Origin of the sequence: Priestia sp. BR_2, from assembly GCF_041954005.1 — a bacterium.
GTDB lineage: Bacteria > Bacillota > Bacilli > Paenibacillales > Paenibacillaceae > Paenibacillus_AQ > Paenibacillus_AQ lautus_A.
Genome location: NZ_JAVFHM010000193.1, coordinates 101,461 through 125,177, shown reverse-complemented (window position 1 = coordinate 125,177; position 23,717 = coordinate 101,461). Strand labels below are relative to the sequence as shown.

Genomic DNA, 23,717 nt, shown 5'->3' with positions numbered 1-23,717 from the left:
AACATGCCGCAGAACAAGCTGGCTATCTAGCGTTTCACAGGTTGAACATCCCGATTTCCCCAGGTTGTTGCATGGAAATGTAAGCGCTAAACTTTGGATGAATATGGACCAAACATCAATCGTTGAGGGGGATTAAAGATGCGCGTTCGCAAATTAATGGTTCTGTTATTAGGATTGGCGCTGCTGCTTGCAGCCTGCAGCGGAGGCTCAGGCAACCCAAGCAGCGGCAACCAAGAAACCGTTGAATCGGTGACGAATAGCGGCACTGAAAACGAGACGTCGAAGGGAACGGACGAGACCGAAAACAGCGGCAAGGAAGAAGTCTACAGAACGCCGGATATGGATTTTGATTTAGGCGGCAAGACCATCAAAATCGTCTCTTGGTGGGATATGACGATTCCGGAGGATACCCCGGACAATATCGAGCGCAAGAAGAACCTTGAAGACCTGATGCAAAAGCATAATTTTAAAGTGGAGTACGTGGCGATCGATTATGGCGAGTACCAAGAGAAAGTTACCGCTTCCCTGATAGCCGGTGAGCCGATCGGCGATATCGTTCGACTTGGCAAAACCTATACGGTGCCTACCTTGGTTAAACAGGATCTGCTTTGGCCGATCGACGAATACACCCAAAACCCCATCGCCTTTAATCAAAAGGTTACGAAGGAATACTACACGTATAAAGGCAGGGGGTATGGTTTTACCGAAAACCAGGCAAATCTGGTTCAAGGCTTCTTTTACAATCGTACACTTATGAACCAGCTTGGCTTAAAGCCGCTTCAAGAGTACGTGAACGAAGATAACTGGAACTGGGAAACATTCATCCAAGTGGCTAAGGAAGCCAACAAAGATACGAACAACGATGGCAAGCTGGACACTTGGGGGCTAGCAAACTCCTCGCTCATGGACCATGCCTTGTATTCCAACAATACGGGGCTGACCAAAGAAGATAAGCAAAATCTCGATGATCCTGCAACATTGGATGCACTTCAATTCATTTCTCGTATTGCTACCGAGAAAATAGCAAGACCGACCGAGGGCGGCGACTGGACGGAGCCAGGGCAATTTTTTCGTCAAGGCAATACATTAATGTACGCCGGTGCCCTCTATGAGATGAGCGGCTTGCAGACGGATATGCCGGATTACGACATCGGTTTCGCACCTTTTCCAAAAGGGCCGAACGCAACGGAATACCACTCTGCCGAAGCACTCTTCCAGGCGCTTACCATTCCGAAAGCAGTCGAAAATCCGGAACAGTTGCTGTATATCTGGGAGAAAATCAATGACATTGATTCCGTATACGATTATCCGGACCAAGGCTCGTACGAAACGATATTCTCGAATGAAGATGACTTGAACAACGCCAAGATGGTGGCGCCAAATATGATTATTCTTGACCACAATACATTCCCGAATTTGAAGTACTACGATTTCGTCGGGGAGCTGAATGAAGGGATATCCGTTTCCACCGTTGTTGAGAAGTATAAGTCAACGTTTCAAGCGGCCATCGACGAAGTATATGGTCCTTGACCTTGAATATTGGCCGAAGACCGATCGTCCCTGCGGAGCTCATTGCTGCGGCAGGGGCGGTCATTGGATGGATTAACCGTGTGGGAGGGAGAGAAATTGAACACCAGGAACAAGCGTTTCGGCAGCGCCATACTTGTCATCGTCCTATTTTTTTTGTCTCTATGGGCCTTCTACCCTTCGAAATCGACAAACCAAGGCACCGTTCAAGCGACCGCCGACTTTGAAGCGATCATGGAAACGGAAGGGCAGGACGGGTACAGCCAGTATTTAGACGCCCATGCATCGGCAAATCGTCCGGACCGCATTGTCCGCATCGAAGGCGAGTCTTTTGTATCAACCGCTGGGAAGGGATTCGAGATCGCGGAGAAATTACACGGTTCCGAAGGCAAATCCGTGATCACGCCAGAGGTAGGTTCCATCACATGGGACGTGAACGTGGAGGAACCGGGCTTATACCATATACGGATCCGATACTATCCTATGGAAGGGAAGAGTTCGGCGATCGAAAGACAGTTCTCTATCAATGACGCGGTGCCTTTCAAAGGTGCGGATATCGTGCTATTCGACAGGGTATGGGGAAATCGGGACGAAGAAATCAGGCAGGATAACCGGGGAAACGATCTGCGGCCAAGGCAGGTCGAAAAGCCTTCGTGGCAGCTTGCGCCGCTCTCCGATCGGTATGGCTATTATGATGAGCCGTATTCCTTTTATTTTGACAAGGGCAAGCAGAAGCTTAAGCTAACGTCCTTGCGGGAGCCGATGGCCATTGATTATATCGAGCTCTACCAGGATCATGCCTTGAGAACGTACGAGGAGCTGGCGAATGAATATGAGTCCGAGGGCTTGGAGCCGAGCCGGGATCAGTACATTCTGATCCAAGCGGAGGACGCCAAGCGGAAATCGTCGCCGACCTTGTATCCAACATCCAACAGATCCAGCCCGACCGTGGTGCCTTACGACGTTTCCAAAATCAGAGTCAACACCATCGGAGGCGTCAACTGGAAGCTGCCGGGACAATGGATCGAATGGGAGTTCGAGGTGGAAGAAGACGGATTATACCAAATCGCCTTAAAGCAAAAGCAGGACCAGCTCCGCGGCGTCTTCGCCACCCGCAGCCTTATGATTGACGGGGAGTTTCCTTTTCAGGAAATGAAACGAATCCGCTTTCATTACGACCGCGATTGGCAGATGAATGTGCTGGGCGAGGAAGAGCCTTATCTATTCCATTTCACCAAAGGCACGCACCGGGTCCGAATGATGGTGTCTCTTGGCGAGATCGCGCCGCTCTTGCAGACGATGGAATCCAGCGTGCTGGAACTGAATGAAATGTACCGAAAAATATTGATGATCACCTCCAATACGCCGGATCCGTTCCGCGATTATCAATTGGAGAAGCGGATTCCGGATATGGTGGAGGTGTTCGCCGAGCAGGCCGAAATCATTCAGAGCGTGGCCGATTACCTGGAAGAGGCAACGGGCGAGCGAAGCGACAAGGTAGCCGTCCTGCATTCGATGGTGCACCAGCTGAACGAGCTTGCCGATAATCCCGAAACCGTCGCGAAGCGCTTGGATACGTATAAGGTGAACGTAGGCGGTCTAGGAACCTGGATGCTGCAGATTAAAGAGCAGCCCATCTCGCTCGATTACCTTATCATTCACTCGCCGGATCGCAAGCTGCCCAAACCGGACGCGTCGTTTCTCGAGATAACGGGCCATGAGCTAGGCGCTTACGTGGCTTCATACACGGAAGACTATGACACGATCGGCAACGCCGGCGATGAAGAAGACGGCATTACCGTTTGGGTAACTACAGGACGCGATCAGGCCCAAGTGCTGAAAGCTTTGATCGACGACACGTTTACGCCTGAATCGGGCATTCCGGTGCATCTCCGGCTTGTTCCGGGAAATATCCTTCTGCCAGCCACGCTTGCCGGAGAGGGTCCTGATGTCGCCATGCAAATCGGCGAGGATGTGCCGGTCAACTACGCGATGAGGGGCGCTGCGGCCGATTTGACGAAATTCAATGATTTCGAGCAGGTGGCCACCCGGTTCCGCGATAGCGGGCTGGAGCCTTACAAATATAACGGCGGGGTGTACGCCTTGCCTGAGCAGCAAACCTTCCCGATGCTGTTCTATCGCAAAGATATTCTGGAGGAACTTGGTTTAAAGCCGCCGGCGACCTGGAAAGAAATCTATGACATGATATCCGTGCTTCAGAAGCACAACATGGAATTTTATTTGCCGCTGGAAGCCACCAATGCAAGCCTGGTCCCGAATGCGACGTTCGCGATGCTGCTCTACCAGAACGGCGGGCAGTTCTACCGCGATAACGATACGAAGAGCGCGCTCGACTCCGACATCTCCATGGAAGCCTTCAAGAAGTGGACGCAGTTCTATACCAGCTACAAGTTCCCGCTTCAAGCGGATTTCCCGAACCGTTTCCGGACCGGAGAGATGCCGATCGGGATTGCGGATTACACAACGTACAACATGCTGACGGTCATGGCCCCCGAGATTAAGGGACTGTGGGATTTTACGATCGTGCCGGGCACTGAACGCGGGGACGGCACCGTGAACCACGAGGTTGCCAGCCATACGTCCGCCGTCATGCTGCTTCAGAATTCGAAGAGCAAAGAGGCCGCCTGGGAATTTCTGAAGTGGTGGACCGGCAAGGAGACGCAAATTGCGTATGGACGAGAGATGGAAGGCTTGATGGGTGAGGCGGCCCGCTATCCGACGGCCAACATCGAAGCGCTGGAGGAGCTGCCTTGGCCGATGAAGGATTACCGGAATTTGGAGAACCAATGGCAATGGGTACGAGGCATTCCGCAAGTGCCAGGAGGATATTTCACGGGCAGGCATTTGGACAATGCGTTTCGAAAAGTGGTGAATGCCAGCGAAAATCCGCGAGAAGCCTTATCCGATTATATTCTGTACATTAACGATGAAATCGAGATCAAGCGGAAGGAGTTCAATTTGCCATATTAACAGGGGAGGTGCGGTAGTCGATGCAACCAGGAATTCAAACCGTGAAGAGCCCCAAATCGAATGTGCAGAGGAACAGCCGTTGGGTCTCCTTCATAAATGAGTTAAAACGCAGCAAGCATTACTATTTGCTGATGAGTCCGTATATGATTATTTTCTTTCTGTTTACGGTTATTCCAGTGGTCTTTTCCTTTGCCCTAAGCTTCTTTTACTTTAACATGCTGGAATTTCCGAGGTTCGTCGGTTGGCAAAACTATTCGAGACTATTTCTGAATGACGATATCTTTATGATCGCCTTGAAAAACACCTTGATGTTTGCAGTCGTAACCGGTCCTGTCAGTTATATCGCCTGCTTTGTATTCGCATGGATCATCAATGAACTGTCGCCCAAAGTGCGAGCGTTCATGACACTGGTCTTTTATGCGCCTTCCATATCGGGAAACGTTTATTTCATTTGGCTCATCATCTTTTCCGGTGACAGCTACGGGTATTTAAACGGATTTCTTATGAAAGCGGGCTTTATCTTGGAACCGATTCAATGGCTTCTGAATGAAAACTATATTCTATGGATCGTGATTATCGTACAGCTTTGGCTCAGCCTGGGCACCAGCTTTCTGGCTTTTATCGCCGGTCTGCAAACGATCGACAAGTCACTGATCGAAGCCGGGGCAATGGACGGCATAAAAAATCGTTGGCAGGAGCTCTGGTATATTACGCTGCCGTCCATGAGGCCGCAGCTGATGTTCGGGGCCGTCATGCAGATTACAACCGCATTCGCGGTCGCGGATATTTCCATCGCGCTCGCCGGGTTTCCGAGCGTTAACTATGCGGCGCACACGATCGTAACCCATCTGATGGATTTCGGCACGATCCGCTTTGAACTCGGCTACGCATCGGCCATCGCGACGTTCCTGTTCCTGCTGATGGTAGGAACCAACAAGTTGACGCAAAAAATGTTGAGAAAGATAGGTGAGTAACGTTGGCTGCGAAAATGATTCGATATTTCCGGCTGCCGAGAACGCTGAACCGTTCTTTGCCCGTTAGCATTTTGCTGTTTGCGCTGCTCGCCTTGTTCGGAGCCTTCATGGCATTGCCCTTGATTTACGCGGTGAACAACGCATTCAAGCCGCTGGACGAATTGTTCATTTTCCCTCCACGGTTTTTCGTAAACAATCCGACGATGGATAATTTCCTGGACTTGATGGTGTTAATGGGGAATTCCTGGGTACCCTTATCGCGCTATTTCGCAAACACGCTATTGATCACCATCATTGGAACGGCCGGACATATCCTGCTGGCGTCCGCAGCAGCCTATCCGCTGGCCAAATACCGGTTTCCCGGCTCGAAAGCGCTGTTCTCCATCGTGGTGCTCGCCCTGATGTTTTCGCCCCATGTAACGGCGATCCCGAACTATATGGTCATGTCTTGGCTAGGGTGGATCAATACGCATGCCTCCATCATCGTGCCTTCCTTGGCTTTTCCGCTCGGGCTGTTCCTGATGAAGCAGTTTATGGAGCAAATTCCCGACGCGCTGCTCGAGGCGGCCAAAATTGACGGGGCCAGCGAGTATCGGATTTACTGGTCCATTGTGATGCCGAACGTGAAGCCTGCCTGGCTGACGCTTATGATTTTGCAATTTCCGGCGCTTTGGGGCAGCGATGGCGGCAGCTTTATATACAGCGAGCATCTGAAGACGTTACACTTCGCGCTGGGACAGATCACGGAAGGCGGAATCGCAAGAGCCGGCGTCGGCGCGGCCGTTGCTTTGCTCCTGATGATCGTTCCCATCACGCTCTTTATCATCTCCCAGAGCAGCGTCATGCAGACGATGGCCACTTCAGGGATGAAGGATTAGAAAGGAGGCATGACCAGATTGATCAATAGCTTGCGCAAACTGAAAACGCCTCTCCTCATCTTGATCTGCTGCTTATTGGGGGTTGGCGCAGGAACGGGGAACGTAAGCGCCGAGAGCGCCGCGGACTCCTACAATTATTCCTATTGGGGCGATGCCGTCGCAGCGCCGGCCGCTTATGTGGCGACCGAATGGATCAGCGGCTCGGACCTGGGGACGGGACCTTTCCAAGAGCCCAGCGATCTCCACGTCGCCGCCGACAATCGCGTATACGTACTGGATTCAGGCAACAATCGGATCGTTGTGCTGGACCGTGATCTAAAGCTGGTAAGCACCGTGGATTCCTTTACGAGAGAGGGCAAGCCGGATACATTCCTTCAACCGCTAGGGATTTTCGTGACGGATGACGGCGATGTGCTTGTAGCGGACACGGGTAACAAGAGGGTGGTTCACTTAGATGCGGATTTTCAGCTGGTCAAGATCATCGATTCGCCGGAGTCGGAACTATTGCAGGATTCGTTTAAATTCGAACCCGTGCGGGTCGTAATGGACCATGCGCAGCGAATTTATGTCATGGCTGGCGGCGTGTTTGACGGGTTCATGGAATTCAACGCCGAAGGGGCGTTTACTACTTTCATTGGCGCGAATCGCGTTTATATCGATCCGATCGAATATTTCTGGAAGCAGATCTCGACTAAAGCGCAGCGAAGCCAGATGGTCATGTTTACGCCTACGGAGTTTACGAATCTGGATATTGATTCGGAAGGATTTATCTATGCCACTAACGGAGACCAGTGGGGCAACAACATTAAGAAGCTAAACGCGCAAGGCAGCGACATTTTACGAAGAACTGGGTATTCCGACCCGCAGGGCGACATTCTTTACATCAGCAGCGAAGGTCCTTCTAAGCTGATCGATATCGATGTTACAGACAGCGAGATTTACTCCGTTCTCGATGGCAAGCGAGGGCGGGTGTTTACTTACAACGGGGACGGTCATCTGATGTACGTATTCGGCGGGCTGGGGAACCAATTGGGCCAGTTTCATACGCCGGCCGCCATCGATCGAATCGGCGAGGATTTTCTTGTGCTGGATAAAGCGCTTGGCGAAATCACCGTCTTCCGAACGACCGAATACGGTCGAACGCTGAATGAAGCAGTCAAAAGCTATTACCGTGGCGAGGAAGAAACCGCTTTTGCGTTGTTTAATCGAACGATCGCCATGAATGCCAATCTGGATTTTGCCTATGCGGGGATCGGTAAAGCCTTGCTTCGTCAAGGCGATTATAAGGACGCCATGAAGCATTTTAAACGCAGTTTGGATCAAAAAAACTATTCCAAAGCATTCCTGCTATATCGAAAAGAAGTCATGAGAGAGCATTTTCCGGTGATCATGACCATGCTGTTCTTAGCCGGAATCGGTATTTTTGCCGCGGCAAGGCTTCGGAAAGTGAAGGAACGAAGAAAGGGGGCTTCCGCATGAGCAGGGATTGGATTCGATTCCCCCTAAATCTCATGGTTCATCCCTTTGAAGGCTATTGGGACCTGAAATACGATCGCAACCGAAAATTCACGTTGATCATTTCATTTTGCGTATTGTTCCTGGTGGCCGTTACGAACATTTTGGGGAGCCAGTACAGTGGTTTTCTAGTCCATGTGTACAATCCAGAGACCATGAACAGCTTCATGGAAATCGTCTATGTGATCGTGCCGGTATTGTTCTGGTGCGTGGCCAACTGGTCGCTTACGACCTTGATGGACGGAGAAGGCAAATTCGTCGAAATTTTCACTTCGACCTGCTTTGCGCTTCTGCCGCTCGTGATCATTCAATTTCCATGGATTTGGCTCAGCAATCTCGTTTCGCTGCAAGAGACCGCCTTCTATTATTTTTCCAACTCCGTTGCGGTTCTTTGGTTCGTATATCTGCTGTTTATCGGCAATATGACCGTACATCAGTTTTCCCCGTCCAAAACGATCGGAATTATGATGTTAACCCTGGTCGCCATGGGGTTCATGGCTTTTATCAGTTTGCTGTTTTTCAGCTTGGTCCAACAGATCGTGGCCTTTATATCCGTCATCTATCAAGAATTTGTCATGAGAACTTAAGGAGGAGGAAAAATGGGAAATTTCGCTAGATATATGCTGCTTGCTGCCAGTGTACTGACAGCGCTGATCATGGCCGGATGTACGGATAAAGGACCCGATGAGGCAGGTGGCGATCAAGTCAACAGGCTCACCGAAACGTTTAAACTCGATTCAACCCTTAAGGCGTCGTTCGCCAATCCGAAAGTCCAAGGCATGAAAGGCATCGCCGAGAACGATCAACTGCAGCTGCTAGCGGACGATCAGACGGGGGCGATCGCCGTCGTGCATAAAGCGAGCGGGGAAGTTTGGCACAGCAATCCTCCCGGGCGCGAGTCGGATCCGCTGGCTGCAGGCGTGAACAAGAGTTTGTTGTCCTCTCAGCTGAAGCTTGATTTTTATAATAGTTTCGGACAAATAAACTCCGTCAATTCGCATGCCGATAGCGTGGCCTATAAACAAATCGGCATGGAGGAAATCGCAAATGGCGTTCGCGTAAACTACCGGTTCGGCTCGGACAAGAAAACAATCGACGACATGCCCATGAAGATCAGCAAGTCGCGCTTTGAGCAGAACCTGTTAAGCAAGCTGGACAGCACGGGCCAGCGAACGCTGAAAATCGCGTACACCGAGGATGCGGAACAGGGGATGTATGTCCGGTCCGACGGCGCGCTTAAAGGCCTTCAGCTGGAGCGGGCGCTTAAAGCCTTTGAGGATGCCGGGTATACCGAAGAAGATTTGCTGGTCGACATTGAGGAAAACCATTTGGATCAGACCAAGCCTGAACCGCGGGTATTTCATGCTTCGGTTGAATACGCGCTGGACGGCGACAGTCTGCTCGCCAAGATCCCGGTTTCCAGCATCGATTTCCCGGCTGAATATCCAGTGAACACCATATCGTTCCTGAGTTTCTTCGGTGCCGGGGGAACGGAAGAAAAAGGCTCGATCTTCATTCCGGACGGATCGGGGGCGCTGATCCATTTTAATAACGGCAAGACCCGGTATCCAGCCTACCAACAGAACGTGTACGGAACTGACCGAACCATGAGCCGCATCGAAACGGCAGAACTCAGCCAGGAAATCAGGCTGCCGGTGTTCGGAATCATCCGTCAAGCCGGGGCATTTATCGGCATCATCGAGGAAGGGGCTCCGGCCGCGACAATCAATGCTGACGTTAGCGGCAGACTGAACAGCTATAACTACGTTTACCCGACGTTCACGGTGATCAACAAAGGCGACTTAAGCCTGGATGCGAACGGCCAGCAGCGCTCGCTTCCGAAATTTCAGGAAGCTCCGATGCGAAGCGATTTTACGGTCCGATATGCCTTCGTGGGCAAGCAGTCGGCTTCCTATCAAGGACTTGCTGCCTATTACAGAAAATATTTGGAGCAGCATGGCGGTCTTCCCGCAATTGCCGAGAGGAACGGGGAGAATATGCCGTTCTATCTGGAGCTCGTAGGCAGCATTTATAAGAAGAAGCATTTTGCAGGAATTCCCTATCGGGCGCTGGAGCCGCTCACGACCTTTGAACAAGCGCAAAGTATTCTGACAGACATGAGCCAGCGTGGAATCCATGACATCAAATTGAAGTATAGCGGCTGGTTCAACAAGGGGCTGGCTCATGAGGTACCTGGCAGCGTCTCCGTTGACCAGCAGGTAGGAGGAGAGAAGGGACTTCGGCGCCTGTTATCCTATGCTAACGAGAATGGGGTAACGCTATATCCGGATGTCGCCATCCTTACGGCATTGTCCGGTTCCGGGTTCAACGTAACGAAGGAGGCGGCCAGAACGCTGCGAGGCGTCCCCGCAGAGCTCTATTCATTCAATCCGGCATTGAAGCGCCGGGATCGGACCGGTTCGCCGACCTATGTCATATCGCCGCGGTTTATAGGTAGTTACACGGAAGCTTTCTTAAAGGACTATGGCAAATACGGCGCAAATGCCGTTTCGCTGAGTGATCTGGCCGCCGAGCTCGATAGCGATTTTCGCAAGCACCGCCAAATTGACCGCACGGAGTCCGAGCATTTGTCTCAGGATGCGCTGAACAAAATTGAAGATGCCAATCTTCAGGTCATGGCTAACGGAGGAAATGCTTATGCGCTGCCTTTCTTAACCGATATCACCCACGCGCCCATGACAAGCAGCAGGTTTAAAATCGAGGACGCGGAAATCCCGTTCTATCAAATGGTCGTCCGCGGTTATATCGATTACACAGGCTCACCCTACAATCTGACTGCGTATACCGATCCCAAACCGTATATATTGAAGTGTTTGGAGTACGGTTCCGGCGTGTACTTCCAATGGATCTATGAACCGAATCACAACATAAAGGACACGGCGCATAACGACTTGTTCTCCGCCAATTACGAGATATGGATCGATGAAGCCGCCCGTATCTATGAGGAAGTGAATGCTTTTCTGAAAAAGGTTCGCCATGATCGGATCATCGGACATGACGAATTGGCTGACGGCGTATTCAAGACGATATATGAGAGCGGCGTTTATGTCATCGTGAATTATAATCATGTACCGGTGACGATTGACGATCTAACCATTGAAGCCGAAAGCTATGTGACAGGTGGTGAAGCGCCGTGAAATTCATAACCCAGCGATTGGGGGGAAAGCAAAGGAGCTATGGGAAACAGAAGGCTTTATGGGGCATTGCTTATGTTATGCCTTGGCTTCTCGGCTTTATATTTTTCTTCCTGATCCCTTTGCTGACTTCCCTGATCTACAGTTTTAGCACTGTAACCGCGAATTCCGAAGGAATCGGCATTACGCTAATGGGGATGAAAAATTATGTGACCGCCTTTACGGTCAACACCAGCTTTAATCGAATGCTGACCGAAGCGATTGTTAATATGGTGGTGAACGTGCCCTTGATCGTTATTTTCAGCCTCTTTCTGGCTGTTGTCCTGAATCAGAAATTCCTTGGCCGTTCCTTTGCCAGATCGATATTCTTCCTGCCTGTCATTCTTGCTTCCGGGGTCATACTGACCCTGGAAAGCAGCAGCCTCGTTCAGGCGATCAATGATCAGAATGCCGGTTCCGGAGGGCTGATCAACGCTTTGGGAAGCTTTGAGCTCGAGCGATTAATGCTTCAAGCCGGCGTAAGCGAGACCATCGTAAACTATTTAACGGGAGCCGTGGATCGTATCTATGATATTGTAAGCCAATCCGGCGTACAGATTCTCATATTCCTGGCTGGCATCCAGACGATATCTCCCCAGCTGTATGAAGCGTCCAAGATGGAAGGGGCAACGGGTTACGAAGCCTTCTGGAAAATCACGTTTCCGATGGTCAGCCCGCTAATCCTGGTCAATATGATTTATACGATTATCGACTCGTTCTCCCGAAATGAGCTGACAGAGTTAATCCGTACCACGGGCTTCGTTCAGTTCGATTTCGGCCTTAGCTCAGCGATGGCCTGGATTTATTTCTTAGCCATTACTATCATCCTATTAATCAGCGCATATTTGGTATCCAGGAAGGTCTTTTACCATGAATAGAAGAAGGTGAATACTATGCCGGTATCTCGGTGGCTATCGCTCGATCATTGGAAACGATGGCTCTGGTCTTTCATACGTTTAACATTGATCGCAGGCCTGTCCTTTGTCATTCTGTATCCGATTCTGCAAAAAATCTCGACGGCCGTCAAAGACAAGGCCGATCTTTATTCACCGGTCGTCGTATGGATTCCGGAAAATTTCACGATGAGCAATTTCCTTGATGCCATCCGCATTATGGATTACTGGGAAACGCTGTTCAACACGTTTGCGCTGTCGGCGACGACGACGGTCTTGACAGCCGCTTCTTGCGCGCTTGCGGGATACGGCTTTGCCCGTTTGAAGTTCAAGGGCAGCCAATTTATGTTCGCTTGCGTTATCCTGACGATACTGGTGCCCCCAACCACGATTCTCATTCCTATATACTTGAATCTGAAAGATTTTACGCTGATGGGCTTGATCCCGCTCATAACCGGAAAATCCGCCAATCTGTTAAACAGCTATTGGCCGTTCATTCTGACTTCGCTGACGGCCAATTCCCTCAAAGCCGGTTTGTACATTTTTATATTCCGACAATTTTTCCGCAGCATTCCGAAAGAAGTGGAGGAGGCCGCGTATATCGACGGCGCGGGCGTCGGAACCACCTTTACCCGCATCATGATGCCGAACGCGATTCCTGCCGTCATTACCACGACGTTGTTCTCCTTCGTCTGGCAATGGAACGACAGCTTCTACACGACGACGTATCTGACTTCAAGCAAGGTCATGTCCACCCAGCTTTCATCGCTGCCGTACAATCTGTCCATCATGCTGGGCGGCGATCCGTCGAAGGCAGACCCTTTTTATTTGAGTATGGTGCAGGATACCGGCATCTTGCTGGCCATCCTTCCGTTGATCGTCATTTATTTGTTCATCCAGCGATACTTCGTGGAAAGTATCGAGCGTACCGGTATCGTAGGCTAACATTTCAACATGAAAACCGCCACCCCGAATCTAGGGGATGGCGGTTTTTGCTTGCATGCAGCAACAAGTAAATAATGGGATAGTAAGTAAAAAAATGTTTATTGTGGGCCGGAGCCTTTAAAGTATAATAATACAATTAATCGATAGGAAAGGGTGTTATCTGTTGCTGATCATCGTAAAGAATTTCTCCAAGGTCATGCTAAGCGCTTTACTGTTTGGTTCAACACTGGCGTCTTGTCACCAAAGCAGCGGTATCGACCACAATCGGGGGCCGGAAACACGCGGGGAGGGCGTATACAACGATAAGTCATTAAGCGTTTATCATCCGCCGATCGAAGTCACGCTTGTGAGAGAAATCGGCGACGGCTTGGAAGATATTCTGAAGGCATTGCCTGATGAAACGCTGGAGGACAATCGCTGGAGTCAGTTGTACGAACAAGTTCTTGGCATTCAAATCAAATACAAATGGGCTGTGAGAAGCGAACAATACCACAAAAAGCTGGATATTATGCTGGCTTCAGGGGACATTCCGGATATCGTCAAGGTCAATGCCCAGCAGCTCAGGCAATTGAGTCATGCCGGTCTGATCCAGGATCTGACGCAGGCTTATGAGGAATATGCTTCAGCTTTGACTCGGCAAGTTCATCGTCAGGAAGGGAGCGGCACCCTGGAATCCGGCATAATCGGTGACAAGCTGATGGGCATACCAGAGACCGATTCCTCTATCGAAAAGGCGATGTTTCTGTGGATTCGAACGGATTGGCTGGACCGATTGGAACTGTTGCCTCCGCAAACGATGGATGATGTCCTGGCAATTTCGAAAGCGTTTACAGAACAGGATCCCGACGGAAATGGCCAACAGGACACCTATGGAATAGCGGCTACCCAATATTTGTGGGACCCCGTCATGGGCTTAACCGGATTCATGGCCGGTTATGGAGCCTACCCGAACATATGGCTTGAAGACGAGAGCGGCAAACTCGTATACGGAGGCATTCAGCCCGAAGTGAAACAGGCGCTCAAAGCGCTTCAGGATATGTATCGCAACCATGAAATCGAGAGTGAATTCATTTTTAAAAACGGAAGCAAAGCAAAACAGCTCATAGCCGATGGGAAGATCGGAATGGCCTATGGAGAGCAATGGGGAGCGTTCTTGTTTCAATCCAGCCGAAGCGGCGATCCGGATGCAGAGTGGCAGGCTTTTCCCATTGTTACTGACTCCGGCAAGGCGCCAAAGGTTCCGCTTAAATTTACCACAAGTTCTTTTTACGCCGTAAGAAAGGATTTCGCTCACCCGGAAGCGATTCTGAAAATGTTCAATTTGCATCTTGAAAAAAATTGGGGCAAAACGGCCGAGTACGGGACTTACTACAACGATTCCTCGCCCGTGTGGGGTCTATCTCCCGTGACTCCTTTCCCTGCTGATAAAAACCTCGAAGCCTACCGGCAAATCGCCGAAGCGCGTCGACAAGGCTCGACGTCACAGTTACAAGGTGAGTCCGGATTCATACAAGACCGAATCGATCGATATATGGATAAGAAAGAAGACAGCGAATCCGGCTGGGGATGGGAAAAAATCTACGGGGCATCCGGTGCGATGAGTATCCTGGACCAATACGAGAAAAACGATCAGTTGTTATTCGATGCATTTGCCGGCGCTCCGACCGAAACCATGATCGAAAGAAGAAACATTCTGGACAATCTTCAGCATGATTACTTCGTTAATATCATCCTCGGCGAACCCGTCGACCAATTCGACCGGTTTGTCGAGGAATGGTATCGGCTTGGCGGCGCGGACATTACGGCCGAAGTGAATCAATGGCACGAGGACAAGAAAGGCCGTCCATAGAACCATGAGCCCCGCAAGCATGATTGGCTTCAAAGGCCATCAGGCGGCTAATCATCAAGCATATTCACACGCATCGGAGGAGTTTAATTGCTTAAGTTACCCGTGAATTCCATTCGTAATACCATCTTTATTCGATTGGTTGCTACCTATCTATTCGTTATTCTTCCGCTTATCATTCTCGGTGTTTATCTGTATAACTGGAGTTACCAATACGCTAGCCAGGAAATATCCAAAAATTCGCAAGCGCAACTTTCGGCTTACCTGGACGGGTTGAACCGGGAAATCGAATGGTTGGAAATTCAGCAATACGATATTTTGCAGGACGGGGAACTCAACAAAATGGCGCTGACATGGGAGATGATGAGCACGGTCGATAGAAAAGCAAGCCTCCATTATTTGCTGCCTCGACTGGTCTCCATCAAAAACAGCAGTGTCTACATAAAAGACGTATTCGTTCATATCCGCGGCATGGATAAAACGATTTCAGCCATGACCGGGATGAACCCATTCGACTCGAGACGGTATAACAATGTCCAAGTAGGAAAGGCGCGCGGCAATGCGAGACTCTTGCAGATCGACGATACGCTCCATCTTGTAGCGGCTAAATACGGAGCTAGAAAAGGGGAAGAGCCGTTCCTGATCGTTCAGATCGAACTGGATCCGAGCAAACTCAGGGAATCCCTGATGCAAATCAGCGTATATCCGGAAAGCGGGGCTTTTATCGTTTCCGAGCCGTCCGGATTTGCTCTGGCCAGCCATGAAGAGGCGGATCGTTTAATGGGAGGGGCCATGCAGGCCATCCCAAATGCGAATCGCCAAATGATTACGATCGGTACAGGCAGGTATCTGATCGATAAGGCGTATTCCGACAAGCTGAAATTATCCGTGTTCACCTACTTGCCTACCGAGGTGGTGAAGCGGCCGCTAAGTAAATTTTATGTCTGGGCCTGGCTGTTTGCAGGCACGACGCTCTTAGCCATCGCCATCTATGCCGTATCGACATACAAGCTGGTTCATAAACCGCTGCTCCTGCTTGTCCAAAGCTTCAGGAAAATGGAAGATGGCATGTTTAATATCCGGATCAGGCATGGACAAAGGGATGAGTTCGGCTATTTATACGATCGATTCAATCATATGCTTATCAAGCTGCAGCATTTGATTGATCAGGATTTCAGGCATAAGCTCATGATGCAAAGGGCGGAGCTGAAACAGCTCCAATCCCAGATCAATCCCCACTTTTTATATAATAGCTTCTTCATCTTGAGTTCCCTGGCCAAAACGGGGGATGTCGCGCAAATCGAGTTGTTCACGAACATGCTTGGAGAATATTTTCGATTCATTACCCGCAATGATGCGGACAACGTTCCATTGCTGGAAGAGACAAGGCATTCCCGCATTTATACCGAGATTCAAAAGCTCAGATTCTCAAGGCGGATCCGCGTTCAATTCGGGGAGCTGCCGAAGGAAATGGAGACCATCAAGGTGCCGCGATTGATCATTCAGCCTATTATCGAAAACGCCTATGAGCACAGTCTCGAAAAAATGCAGGATGAAGGTTTGCTGCATGTAGCGTTTCATTTGGATAATGACGAAGCCTCCATCGTGATTGAAGAAAATGGGAACGGGCTGACGGATAACGAAATCGAAGCGCTAAACAGGCGGCTTGAACGGACGTCCGAATCCGTTAAATCCCCTGAATCCCCTGAAGTGACGGGCCTTATCAACATCCATCGGCGAATTGCTTTAACGTACGGGGAAAGCAGCGGATTAGTTCTTTCAAGAAGTCCATTGAATGGATTGAGGGTCCAGATTCGAATCAGGCTGACGGAGGGGAATGGACATGTATAGATTGCTGGTCGTCGACGATGAAGAGATAATTACGAACAGTTTGTTCGAAGTATTTCATCAATGGATGCCCGAAAAGCTTGATGTTTGCCGGGCCTACTCCGGCAAGGAAGCGCTGAATTGGATATCGCGCACGAGAATCGACATCGTTCTGACGGACATACGCATGCCGGGCATGAGCGGATTGGAATTGACGGAGAGCATCCGCGCTCTCTGGCCAAGGTGCAGAATTATCTTTCTGACCGGGTACAGTAATTTCGATTACGCTTATCAAGCGATCCAGATGCCCAATATTCGCTATTTGTTGAAGACGGAAGGTTTCGATAAGGTCATGGAGGTCGTGAAGGAAGTTATCCATGAAATCGAGAGCGGCAACCGCATGAAAGAATGGCTTAAGCAATCTCGCATGCAGATCGAAGCGCTGGAGTGGATGGAGCAGGGGGAGTACTTCCGGCAATTCGTAGCGGACAGCAGCTTGCTTGGAGCGGATAACGAAGCGATGATTGACGATTTCCAAACCTTGAACATTGGGCTGAATCCGAAATTCCCTGTACTGTTAGCGCTTGGCCGCGTAGCGTATTCAGCAGGCAAAGCATATGCAGAAAAGAAAAATGGCCATCGATCGGTAAGATGGATATGGAATTCTTTTATGGAGGAGCATGTCCGCAGCATCGGCGTCGTGGACAAACACGGGGATTTATTATGGCTGCTCCAGCCGCGGTCCGAGAACCCAACCGGGGATCGTCTGGTTCTTTATTTGGAGGGTACGCTTGAACTCATCCAGGAAGCCTGCCTTGATTCTCTTGAACTTACCGTATCGTTCACCATAAGCGGCTTCCCGTGCCGGTGGGAGGATGTGACACCACAGTATGAACGGCTGCGAAGGCTGCAGCAGCTAAAGCTGGGCGACGGAATTCCGATGATTTTCAAGGATCAAACCGACTCTGACAAATCGCCGCACTGCAAGGAAGGAGTGGAGGCGAGCCATAAGGCGGACATCTTGGAAGCACATTTGGAGGCCGGAAGGGAAAATGAATTTATGGAAGAATTGGAGCAGATGTCGGAATTCGTGCTGACCGTGGACGATCTTCATCAGCACGCTGCCCAAGCTTATTATTCTATTGCGCTGGTGTTGTATGCGAAGCTGACCCGGCTAGGTCTTCAGGATCCGACCGGTGAACGGGGAAAGCTGCTGGACTTGGAAGGCCATGATTCCATGAAGGAAGCTTTTCGGTATTTGAGGCGAACGGCCGAAGACATCTTCGCTTTCAAACGAATGGATGAGCGAGGCAAAACGGCGCATGTCATTGATCGGGTATGTCAATATATCGAGGAGCATTTGGATCAGGACGTGACCCTTGTGCATCTTGCCGAACGCTATTATTTCAATCCGTCCTATCTATCGCGCTTGTTTAAGCAAGAACGGGGAATCAACATCTCCGAATATATCGAAAAATGCCGAATACGAAGAGCCAAGGAGCTGCTTAAGGAAGGGGATTTGAAAGTAAGGGACGTGGCTCCTCTTGTCGGATACGATGCCGCCCATTCCTTCACCCGCTTCTTCAAAAAGGCGACGGGGTTAACGCCTCAGGAGTACCGGGACAATCTCGTGAATTAGGCCGGCCACCTACCATTAGTCCGGTGTTTTCAGATGGAATGTCGGGTTGTTGCCTTGCTTAGCAAGAGGTACACTTTTTACGACCACTTCCGGAATGTCGACCCGTAATGGGAATGACAGGTCGCCAAGTAACGATGGAGGAGGGCGTGTTCAGGGATGAAGCCCGTAAAGCCGTTACTGGTCATATCTACCGTATTCGCGTTCGTTTGCATAATGTTTGTCTTTGCAAACCTTGCGAATCGTGGCCAAGACGATCCAAAACTGTTAAACCAGGAGTTGAGTGACAAGATGAGTGATGAAATCAAAGCAGGCAAGGCGGGAACTGAAATGATGGACCAGGGCAGCAGCGGCAAGGATACGATTCGGGATGCGGACAGCACCCGCAGCGAGCCGTACGCGGTCGCGATCGGCAAGATTCCTCCGAATGGGAATCCGGTCGTCTCGCATAAATTCGGCGCGGATCCCTATGCTCTGGCAGTAGACGGACGTGTATATTTATATAACACGTATGACGCACTAGAGTATGACGGTGACGGGAACGTCAAGGACAACAGCTACAGCACGATCAACAAGCTGTCCGTCATCTCTTCTTCGGATTTGGTCAATTGGACCGATCACGGCGCAATCCAGGTCGCGGGACCGACCGGCGCTGCCGCATGGGCAACGCAATCATGGGCACCAGCGGCCGCGCACAAGGTGATTCACGGGGAAGATCGATTCTTCCTCTATTTTGCCAACAATGCCAGCGGCATCGGTGTACTGACGAGCGACAGCCCCGTTGGCCCGTGGATAGATCCTATAGGAAAGCCGCTGATCACAAGAAACACGCCTGGCGTGGAAGGAGTCACGTGGTTGTTTGATCCCGCCGTGCTCGTTGACGATGACGGGAAAGCCTATATCTACTTTGGCGGCGGCGTTCCGGAAGGCAAAGCCGAAATGCCGGATACGGCACGCGTCATGCAGCTTGGCGAAGATATGGTCAGCGTGCTTGGAGAAGCCGTCACGATTCCGGCTCCTTATATGTTCGAGGATTCAGGAATCAACAAGTTTGGTGGAAGGTATTACTATACGTACTGTTCCAATTTCTCCGGAGGAACGCGGCCGGAGAACAGTCCTCCTCCAGGCGAGATCGCTTATATGGTCAGCGAGCATCCGATGGGACCCTGGACGTATCAAGGGACTATTTTGAAAAATCCAGGGCATTTCTTCGGGGTCGGAGGGAATAATCATCACGTCATCTTTCAGCTCCGACAAAACTGGTATATTGCCTATCACGCCCAAACGTTGTCGAAATCCATGGGGGTTCCCAAAGGCTATCGCTCCACCCATCTGAACCGGGTTTATTTCGAGCCGGAGGGTACCATCAGGGAGATTGAAGCTGACATGGAAGGCGTGAAAGGGATCCAGCCGCTCAATCCTTTCCAACGAACGGAGGCGGTAACGATGGCATGGAATGCCGGAATTCAAGTCGATACGTCTACGGCTGCTGAGGACTCGCAGGGCGGCCCGATACTGACGGTCACGGACATCCATGACAAGGATTGGATCGCTGTGGCCAATGCTGATTTCGGGAAAGGAGCATCTGCGTTTACGGCTTGGGTCTCGGGTATAGATGCGGGAGGGCGGCTGGAGCTTCGGCTGGATCGTCCGGATGGAGAACGGATCGGCACGGTGGACGTACCGCCTTCATCCGGTACGGAACAGCGTAGGGAATTCTCCATAGAGGTTTCGGGCGCATCCGGCATCCATCATCTTTACTTCGTATTTACCGGGCAGCGGGATCAGAGGCTATTTGATTTCGAGGCATGGAAATTTCATCATTGATTGCTGATATTGCCTGTTCGTTAATAACATGATTGCAATCTAAAAAGGCGCTCTCGAAAAAAGCAGCGCCTTTTTTAGGTTTCGAGGTTATAATGTACGTACAAGTTAATGCTGGCCAGAGGCGATCTGAACTGTCTGCGATCCATGCATTTTTCTAAACATGTTAGCGCTTACGCCGGCATAGGACTTGAATTTTTTATAGAACCAGTCCATATCGTTATAACCCACCATGTCAGCGATTTCGTATATCTTCATGTCGGTGTGCACCAGCAAGAATTTCGCTTTCTCCATCCTCTGCTGCAACAGATATTCGTTAAAGGTCATCTTCTCGTGGAACTTGAATTTTTGGACTAAATAGGAGTAGTTGAAATGCATCCGCTCGGCAATTTCTTTCAAGGTGACGTTTTGATACTTCGAATCTTCCAAGTATTCCTTGACCTCTTGAATGACCTGATCCTCCTTTTCCGCATGGACATGGGACACTCTAAGACACGGATTCCCGTCACCGGAATCGGTTGCCGGCGTGATCATCTGCAAGCTGGAGCTGAGCTCTTCGATCGTGAACGGTGCTGGCAAATAATCGTTGACTTGCAGCTGCAAGGCTTTCCGGGTCCAATAAAAGTCCGTGCTGCCTCCGGCAACAATGATAGGGACTCGGCTTACGCACCGGATTTGTTCGCATAACTCCATGCCTGCGGAATCTGAACCGAACGCATGGATAATTACTACCGTGTAAGGCTCCAAGGCAACGAATTGCATAGCGGACGAGGAGGACCTGACGCAGCGGCACCGCGAGCATCTCAAATCATTCCAATCCGGCGGGCTTCCCGGTGTTTCTACATCATGAGTTTCCAGATCAACAAGCAGAATATCATGCACAATGCTTCCCCCTAACTTCTTTGTAATAACGCTTACATACGGTTTGATAACATTATGGGGAACGGAAGGCTGGATCACAATGTGCCGATCTTTATATTTCTAACCGATATTTACTTCTTACTGAATATAACCGGTATGTGAACGCGTAAGAAATTTTGACAACCTGAGATTGGACGGGTGAAGGACCCCAATTTGGCAGGTTGTTGCAAAAACAATGTAAGCGCTAATATGGAGTTATGATCATTCGGGCGGGGTTCCGGGTTCCGTACCGGATTTCTGTTTTTTGCTCGAAGCGGAAAGGAGGCAGTGTTTTGCTTCGTATGTCTAAACTCGGCAGATGGGCGGTAACGTCAGTGGCAACTGCGGTGGCAGCGTCCGTTGTTCTCCTCTTAATCGTGTCCTATATGGACAGCCGCAACAAGCAGGCCGCGGAAAGTCAGGCACAAGGAACACTGGAGGAAGGAGCCGCGGAGCTAAGGGGGAACTCCGAAGCGTCGAACGGGAATTCGAGTGCCGAATCCCCAGCTAGGGCAAACAAACCCGCGTCTACTGAACCGCAGGCACAACCGTCTGTACGGCAAGATATTCCATCGCTTCATGAACTATTCGAGGAGGATTTTCCGATCGGCGCCGCGATCGAACCGAATCAGACCAACGGCCCATCGTCGGAGCTGCTGAAGAAGCATGTCCGCTGGCTGGTGGCGGAGAACGCAATGAAGCCGGATGCGATCCAGCCATCGGAAGGCCAGTTTAAATGGACGAACGCCGACCGAATCGTGGAATTTGCCAAGGAGAACAACATGCAAGTCCGTTTCCATACCCTGGTCTGGCATACCCAAGTTGGTGCATGGTTTTTCCAAGATGCGGAAGGCAAGCCGATGGTGGATGAGACAGACCCCAAGCGCCAGGAAGCGAACAAAAAATTGCTGCTGGAACGCCTGGATACCCACGTAAGGACGATCGTCGGCCGATATAAGGGCGAGATTACGTCATGGGACGTGGTGAATGAAGTCATTGAACCCGGGGATCCGGATGGGATGCGCGCGAGCGATTGGTATAAAATTGCCGGTACCGATTACATCGCAACGGCTTTTCGAGCGGCTCGGGAAGCCGGAGGACCTGAAGCGAAGCTCTATATTAACGATTACGGAACGGATAACCCTGTGAAAAGGGACCGTTTGTTTCAGCTGGTGAAAGATTTGCTGGAGCAAGGTGTTCCGATCGACGGTGTCGGACATCAGACGCATATTGACATGTATGGTCCATCGGTGGATTCCATCATCGCGTCGATGCGGAAATTCGCGGAGCTTGGCCTCGACAATCTCGTCACCGAGCTCGACATGAGCATTTATGCCTGGAACGACCGCAGCGATTACGGCCAAAATCTCCCGCAAGAAATCCTAAACCTGCAAGCCGAACGATATGGCGAGTTGTTTAAGGCATTCCGCCAAAACAAGGACATTCTTAGCGGCGTCGTATTTTGGGGCATCGCCGACGATCATACCTGGCTTCACGGTTTTCCGGTCGCACGTACCAATGCGCCTTTGCTGTTCGATCAACGACATCAGCCCAAACCGGCATTTTGGGCCGTTGTTGAGGCAGCGAAGACCGAGTTATAAACAGACGTTACCGCAGTGTCGAGCAAGAATTATGGATAAACAATTGTATAGCTCGATGCCGATTACCCAAATAAACGTGATAAGGAGAAAGCCGAATGATGAGAATGAATGTGGAGAAGCTGCCCAAGCTTCATGAAGCCTTTGGAAATAGCTTCAACATCGGAGCTGCCGTGAATCCGATCACGATGGTGACCCAAAAGGAATTGTTGACGCACCATTTCAACAGCGTTACGGCGGAAAATGAAATGAAATTCGAGCGATTGCACCCATCGGAAGAGGTATATACATTCGAGCAAGCCGACCAGATTATATCGTTTGCCAAATCGAACGGAATGGCGGTGCGAGGACATACCCTCGTATGGCATAATCAGACGCCGGAATGGGTGTTTCAAAACAGCTCCGGCGGAAAAGCCGGCCGCGAGCTGCTGCTTGCGCGGATGAAAGCGCACATCGATGAGGTGGTTGGCCGTTATCGCGGAGATATCCATGCTTGGGATGTCGTGAACGAAGCCATTGCCGACAGCGGAAGCGAACTTCTTCGTTCTTCCCCGTGGCTTGCGTCAATCGGGGAGGATTTTATCGCCAAGGCATTCGAATACGCGCATGAAGCGGATCCGCAAGCGCTGCTGTTTTATAACGATTACAACGAATCCGTACCGGAGAAGAGGGAGAAGATTTACGCGCTCCTTAAATCGTTAAAGGAGCAGGATGTGCCGATTCACGGCGTCGGGCTTCAAGCTCATTGGAATCTGGAGTTCCCTTCGCTTGACGATATCCGCAGGGCCATCGAAAGATATGCAAGCCTTGACCTGATGCTCCATATAACGGAGCTTGACGTATCCGTTTTCACGCATGAGGATAAGCGGACCGATCTGGCGGCGCCGACGGAAGAAATGCTTGAGCGCCAGGCGGAGCGTTACGGACAATTGTTCCGGCTGCTTAAAGAGTACAGCGGCAGCATTACTTCCGTAACCTTCTGGGGCGCGGCGGACGATTATACCTGGCTGGATCATTTTCCGGTAAGGGGCCGCAAAAATTGGCCGTTTGTCTTCGATGAGAATCATCATCCGAAGGAATCTTACTGGAACCTGTTGAAGGAAGCCAAGGCAGATCAGACATTTCAGGATGTTTGATCGCGCACCGTTCCCAGCAGTCTCCAATAGTTG

At 50.5% G+C, this 23,717-nt stretch carries 16 protein-coding genes; 15 read left to right on the top strand and 1 reads right to left on the bottom strand.

The annotated features are described in order from the left end of the window. The first annotated feature begins 138 nt into the window (after nucleotides 1–138). From RB298_RS13885 to RB298_RS13825, 13 genes are all read left to right on the top strand, one after another. Nucleotides 139–1,530 carry an ABC transporter substrate-binding protein gene (locus RB298_RS13885; RefSeq protein WP_486047372.1) on the top strand — a complete coding sequence of 464 codons (1,392 nt, stop codon included), beginning with the start codon at nucleotides 139–141 and terminating at the stop codon, nucleotides 1,528–1,530. A 96-nt stretch (nucleotides 1,531–1,626) separates the two neighbouring features. Further along, nucleotides 1,627–4,518: an extracellular solute-binding protein gene (locus RB298_RS13880; RefSeq protein WP_486047371.1), complete on the top strand. Its 2,892-nt coding sequence runs from the start codon at nucleotides 1,627–1,629 to the stop codon at nucleotides 4,516–4,518. A gap of 20 nt (nucleotides 4,519–4,538) precedes the next feature. Beyond that, entirely contained in the window at nucleotides 4,539–5,492 is a 954-nt protein-coding gene (locus RB298_RS13875; RefSeq protein WP_192571771.1) for a carbohydrate ABC transporter permease, read from the top strand. Between the two features lie 14 nt (nucleotides 5,493–5,506). Continuing rightward, nucleotides 5,507–6,370 carry a carbohydrate ABC transporter permease gene (locus RB298_RS13870; RefSeq protein WP_175495229.1) on the top strand — a complete coding sequence of 288 codons (864 nt, stop codon included), beginning with the start codon at nucleotides 5,507–5,509 and terminating at the stop codon, nucleotides 6,368–6,370. Nucleotides 6,371–6,388: 18 nt separating this feature from the next. Continuing rightward, entirely contained in the window at nucleotides 6,389–7,849 is a 1,461-nt protein-coding gene (locus tag RB298_RS13865; protein WP_096773857.1) for a hypothetical protein, read from the top strand. Beyond that, nucleotides 7,846–8,472 carry a Yip1 family protein gene (locus tag RB298_RS13860; RefSeq protein ID WP_096773856.1) on the top strand — a complete coding sequence of 209 codons (627 nt, stop codon included), beginning with the start codon at nucleotides 7,846–7,848 and terminating at the stop codon, nucleotides 8,470–8,472. The genes RB298_RS13865 and RB298_RS13860 overlap by 4 nt, the downstream gene beginning before the upstream one ends. A gap of 12 nt (nucleotides 8,473–8,484) precedes the next feature. Then, nucleotides 8,485–11,043 (top strand): DUF5696 domain-containing protein, encoded by a 2,559-nt coding sequence (locus RB298_RS13855; protein ID WP_486047370.1) that lies wholly within the window; start codon nucleotides 8,485–8,487, stop codon nucleotides 11,041–11,043. Beyond that, on the top strand, nucleotides 11,040–11,957 hold the full coding sequence (locus RB298_RS13850; protein WP_096773854.1) for a carbohydrate ABC transporter permease: 918 nt from the start codon (nucleotides 11,040–11,042) through the stop codon (nucleotides 11,955–11,957). The genes RB298_RS13855 and RB298_RS13850 overlap by 4 nt, the downstream gene beginning before the upstream one ends. Nucleotides 11,958–11,972: 15 nt before the next feature. Further along, the gene (locus RB298_RS13845) at nucleotides 11,973–12,917 is read left to right on the top strand and encodes a carbohydrate ABC transporter permease (RefSeq protein WP_486047369.1); all 945 of its coding nucleotides are present in this window, start codon (nucleotides 11,973–11,975) and stop codon (nucleotides 12,915–12,917) included. 196 nt (nucleotides 12,918–13,113) lie between these two features. Further along, entirely contained in the window at nucleotides 13,114–14,766 is a 1,653-nt protein-coding gene (locus RB298_RS13840; RefSeq protein WP_374705879.1) for an extracellular solute-binding protein, read from the top strand. 87 nt (nucleotides 14,767–14,853) lie between these two features. Continuing rightward, on the top strand, nucleotides 14,854–16,614 hold the full coding sequence (locus tag RB298_RS13835) for a sensor histidine kinase (protein WP_486047368.1): 1,761 nt from the start codon (nucleotides 14,854–14,856) through the stop codon (nucleotides 16,612–16,614). Next, nucleotides 16,607–18,229, top strand: a complete 1,623-nt coding sequence (locus tag RB298_RS13830) for a response regulator (RefSeq protein WP_486047367.1) — start codon at nucleotides 16,607–16,609, stop codon at nucleotides 18,227–18,229. Before RB298_RS13835 ends, RB298_RS13830 begins: the two co-directional genes overlap by 8 nt. A 288-nt stretch (nucleotides 18,230–18,517) precedes the next feature. Then, nucleotides 18,518–20,053 (top strand): glycoside hydrolase family 43 protein, encoded by a 1,536-nt coding sequence (locus RB298_RS13825; RefSeq protein WP_486047366.1) that lies wholly within the window; start codon nucleotides 18,518–18,520, stop codon nucleotides 20,051–20,053. Nucleotides 20,054–20,158: 105 nt separating this feature from the next. Here RB298_RS13825 and RB298_RS13820 read toward each other — a convergent pair whose 3' ends face one another. After that, nucleotides 20,159–20,932: a helix-turn-helix domain-containing protein gene (locus RB298_RS13820; RefSeq protein ID WP_213578740.1), complete on the bottom strand. Its 774-nt coding sequence runs from the start codon at nucleotides 20,930–20,932 to the stop codon at nucleotides 20,159–20,161. Nucleotides 20,933–21,252: 320 nt separating this feature from the next. Between RB298_RS13820 and RB298_RS13815 the strand changes: the two genes are divergently transcribed. Together RB298_RS13815 and RB298_RS13810 are read left to right on the top strand one after the other, a co-directional pair. Then, nucleotides 21,253–22,551: an endo-1,4-beta-xylanase gene (locus RB298_RS13815; RefSeq protein ID WP_486047437.1), complete on the top strand. Its 1,299-nt coding sequence runs from the start codon at nucleotides 21,253–21,255 to the stop codon at nucleotides 22,549–22,551. Between the two features lie 98 nt (nucleotides 22,552–22,649). Then, the gene (locus RB298_RS13810) at nucleotides 22,650–23,684 is read left to right on the top strand and encodes an endo-1,4-beta-xylanase (protein WP_486047436.1); all 1,035 of its coding nucleotides are present in this window, start codon (nucleotides 22,650–22,652) and stop codon (nucleotides 23,682–23,684) included. The last annotated feature ends 33 nt before the right edge of the window (nucleotides 23,685–23,717 follow it).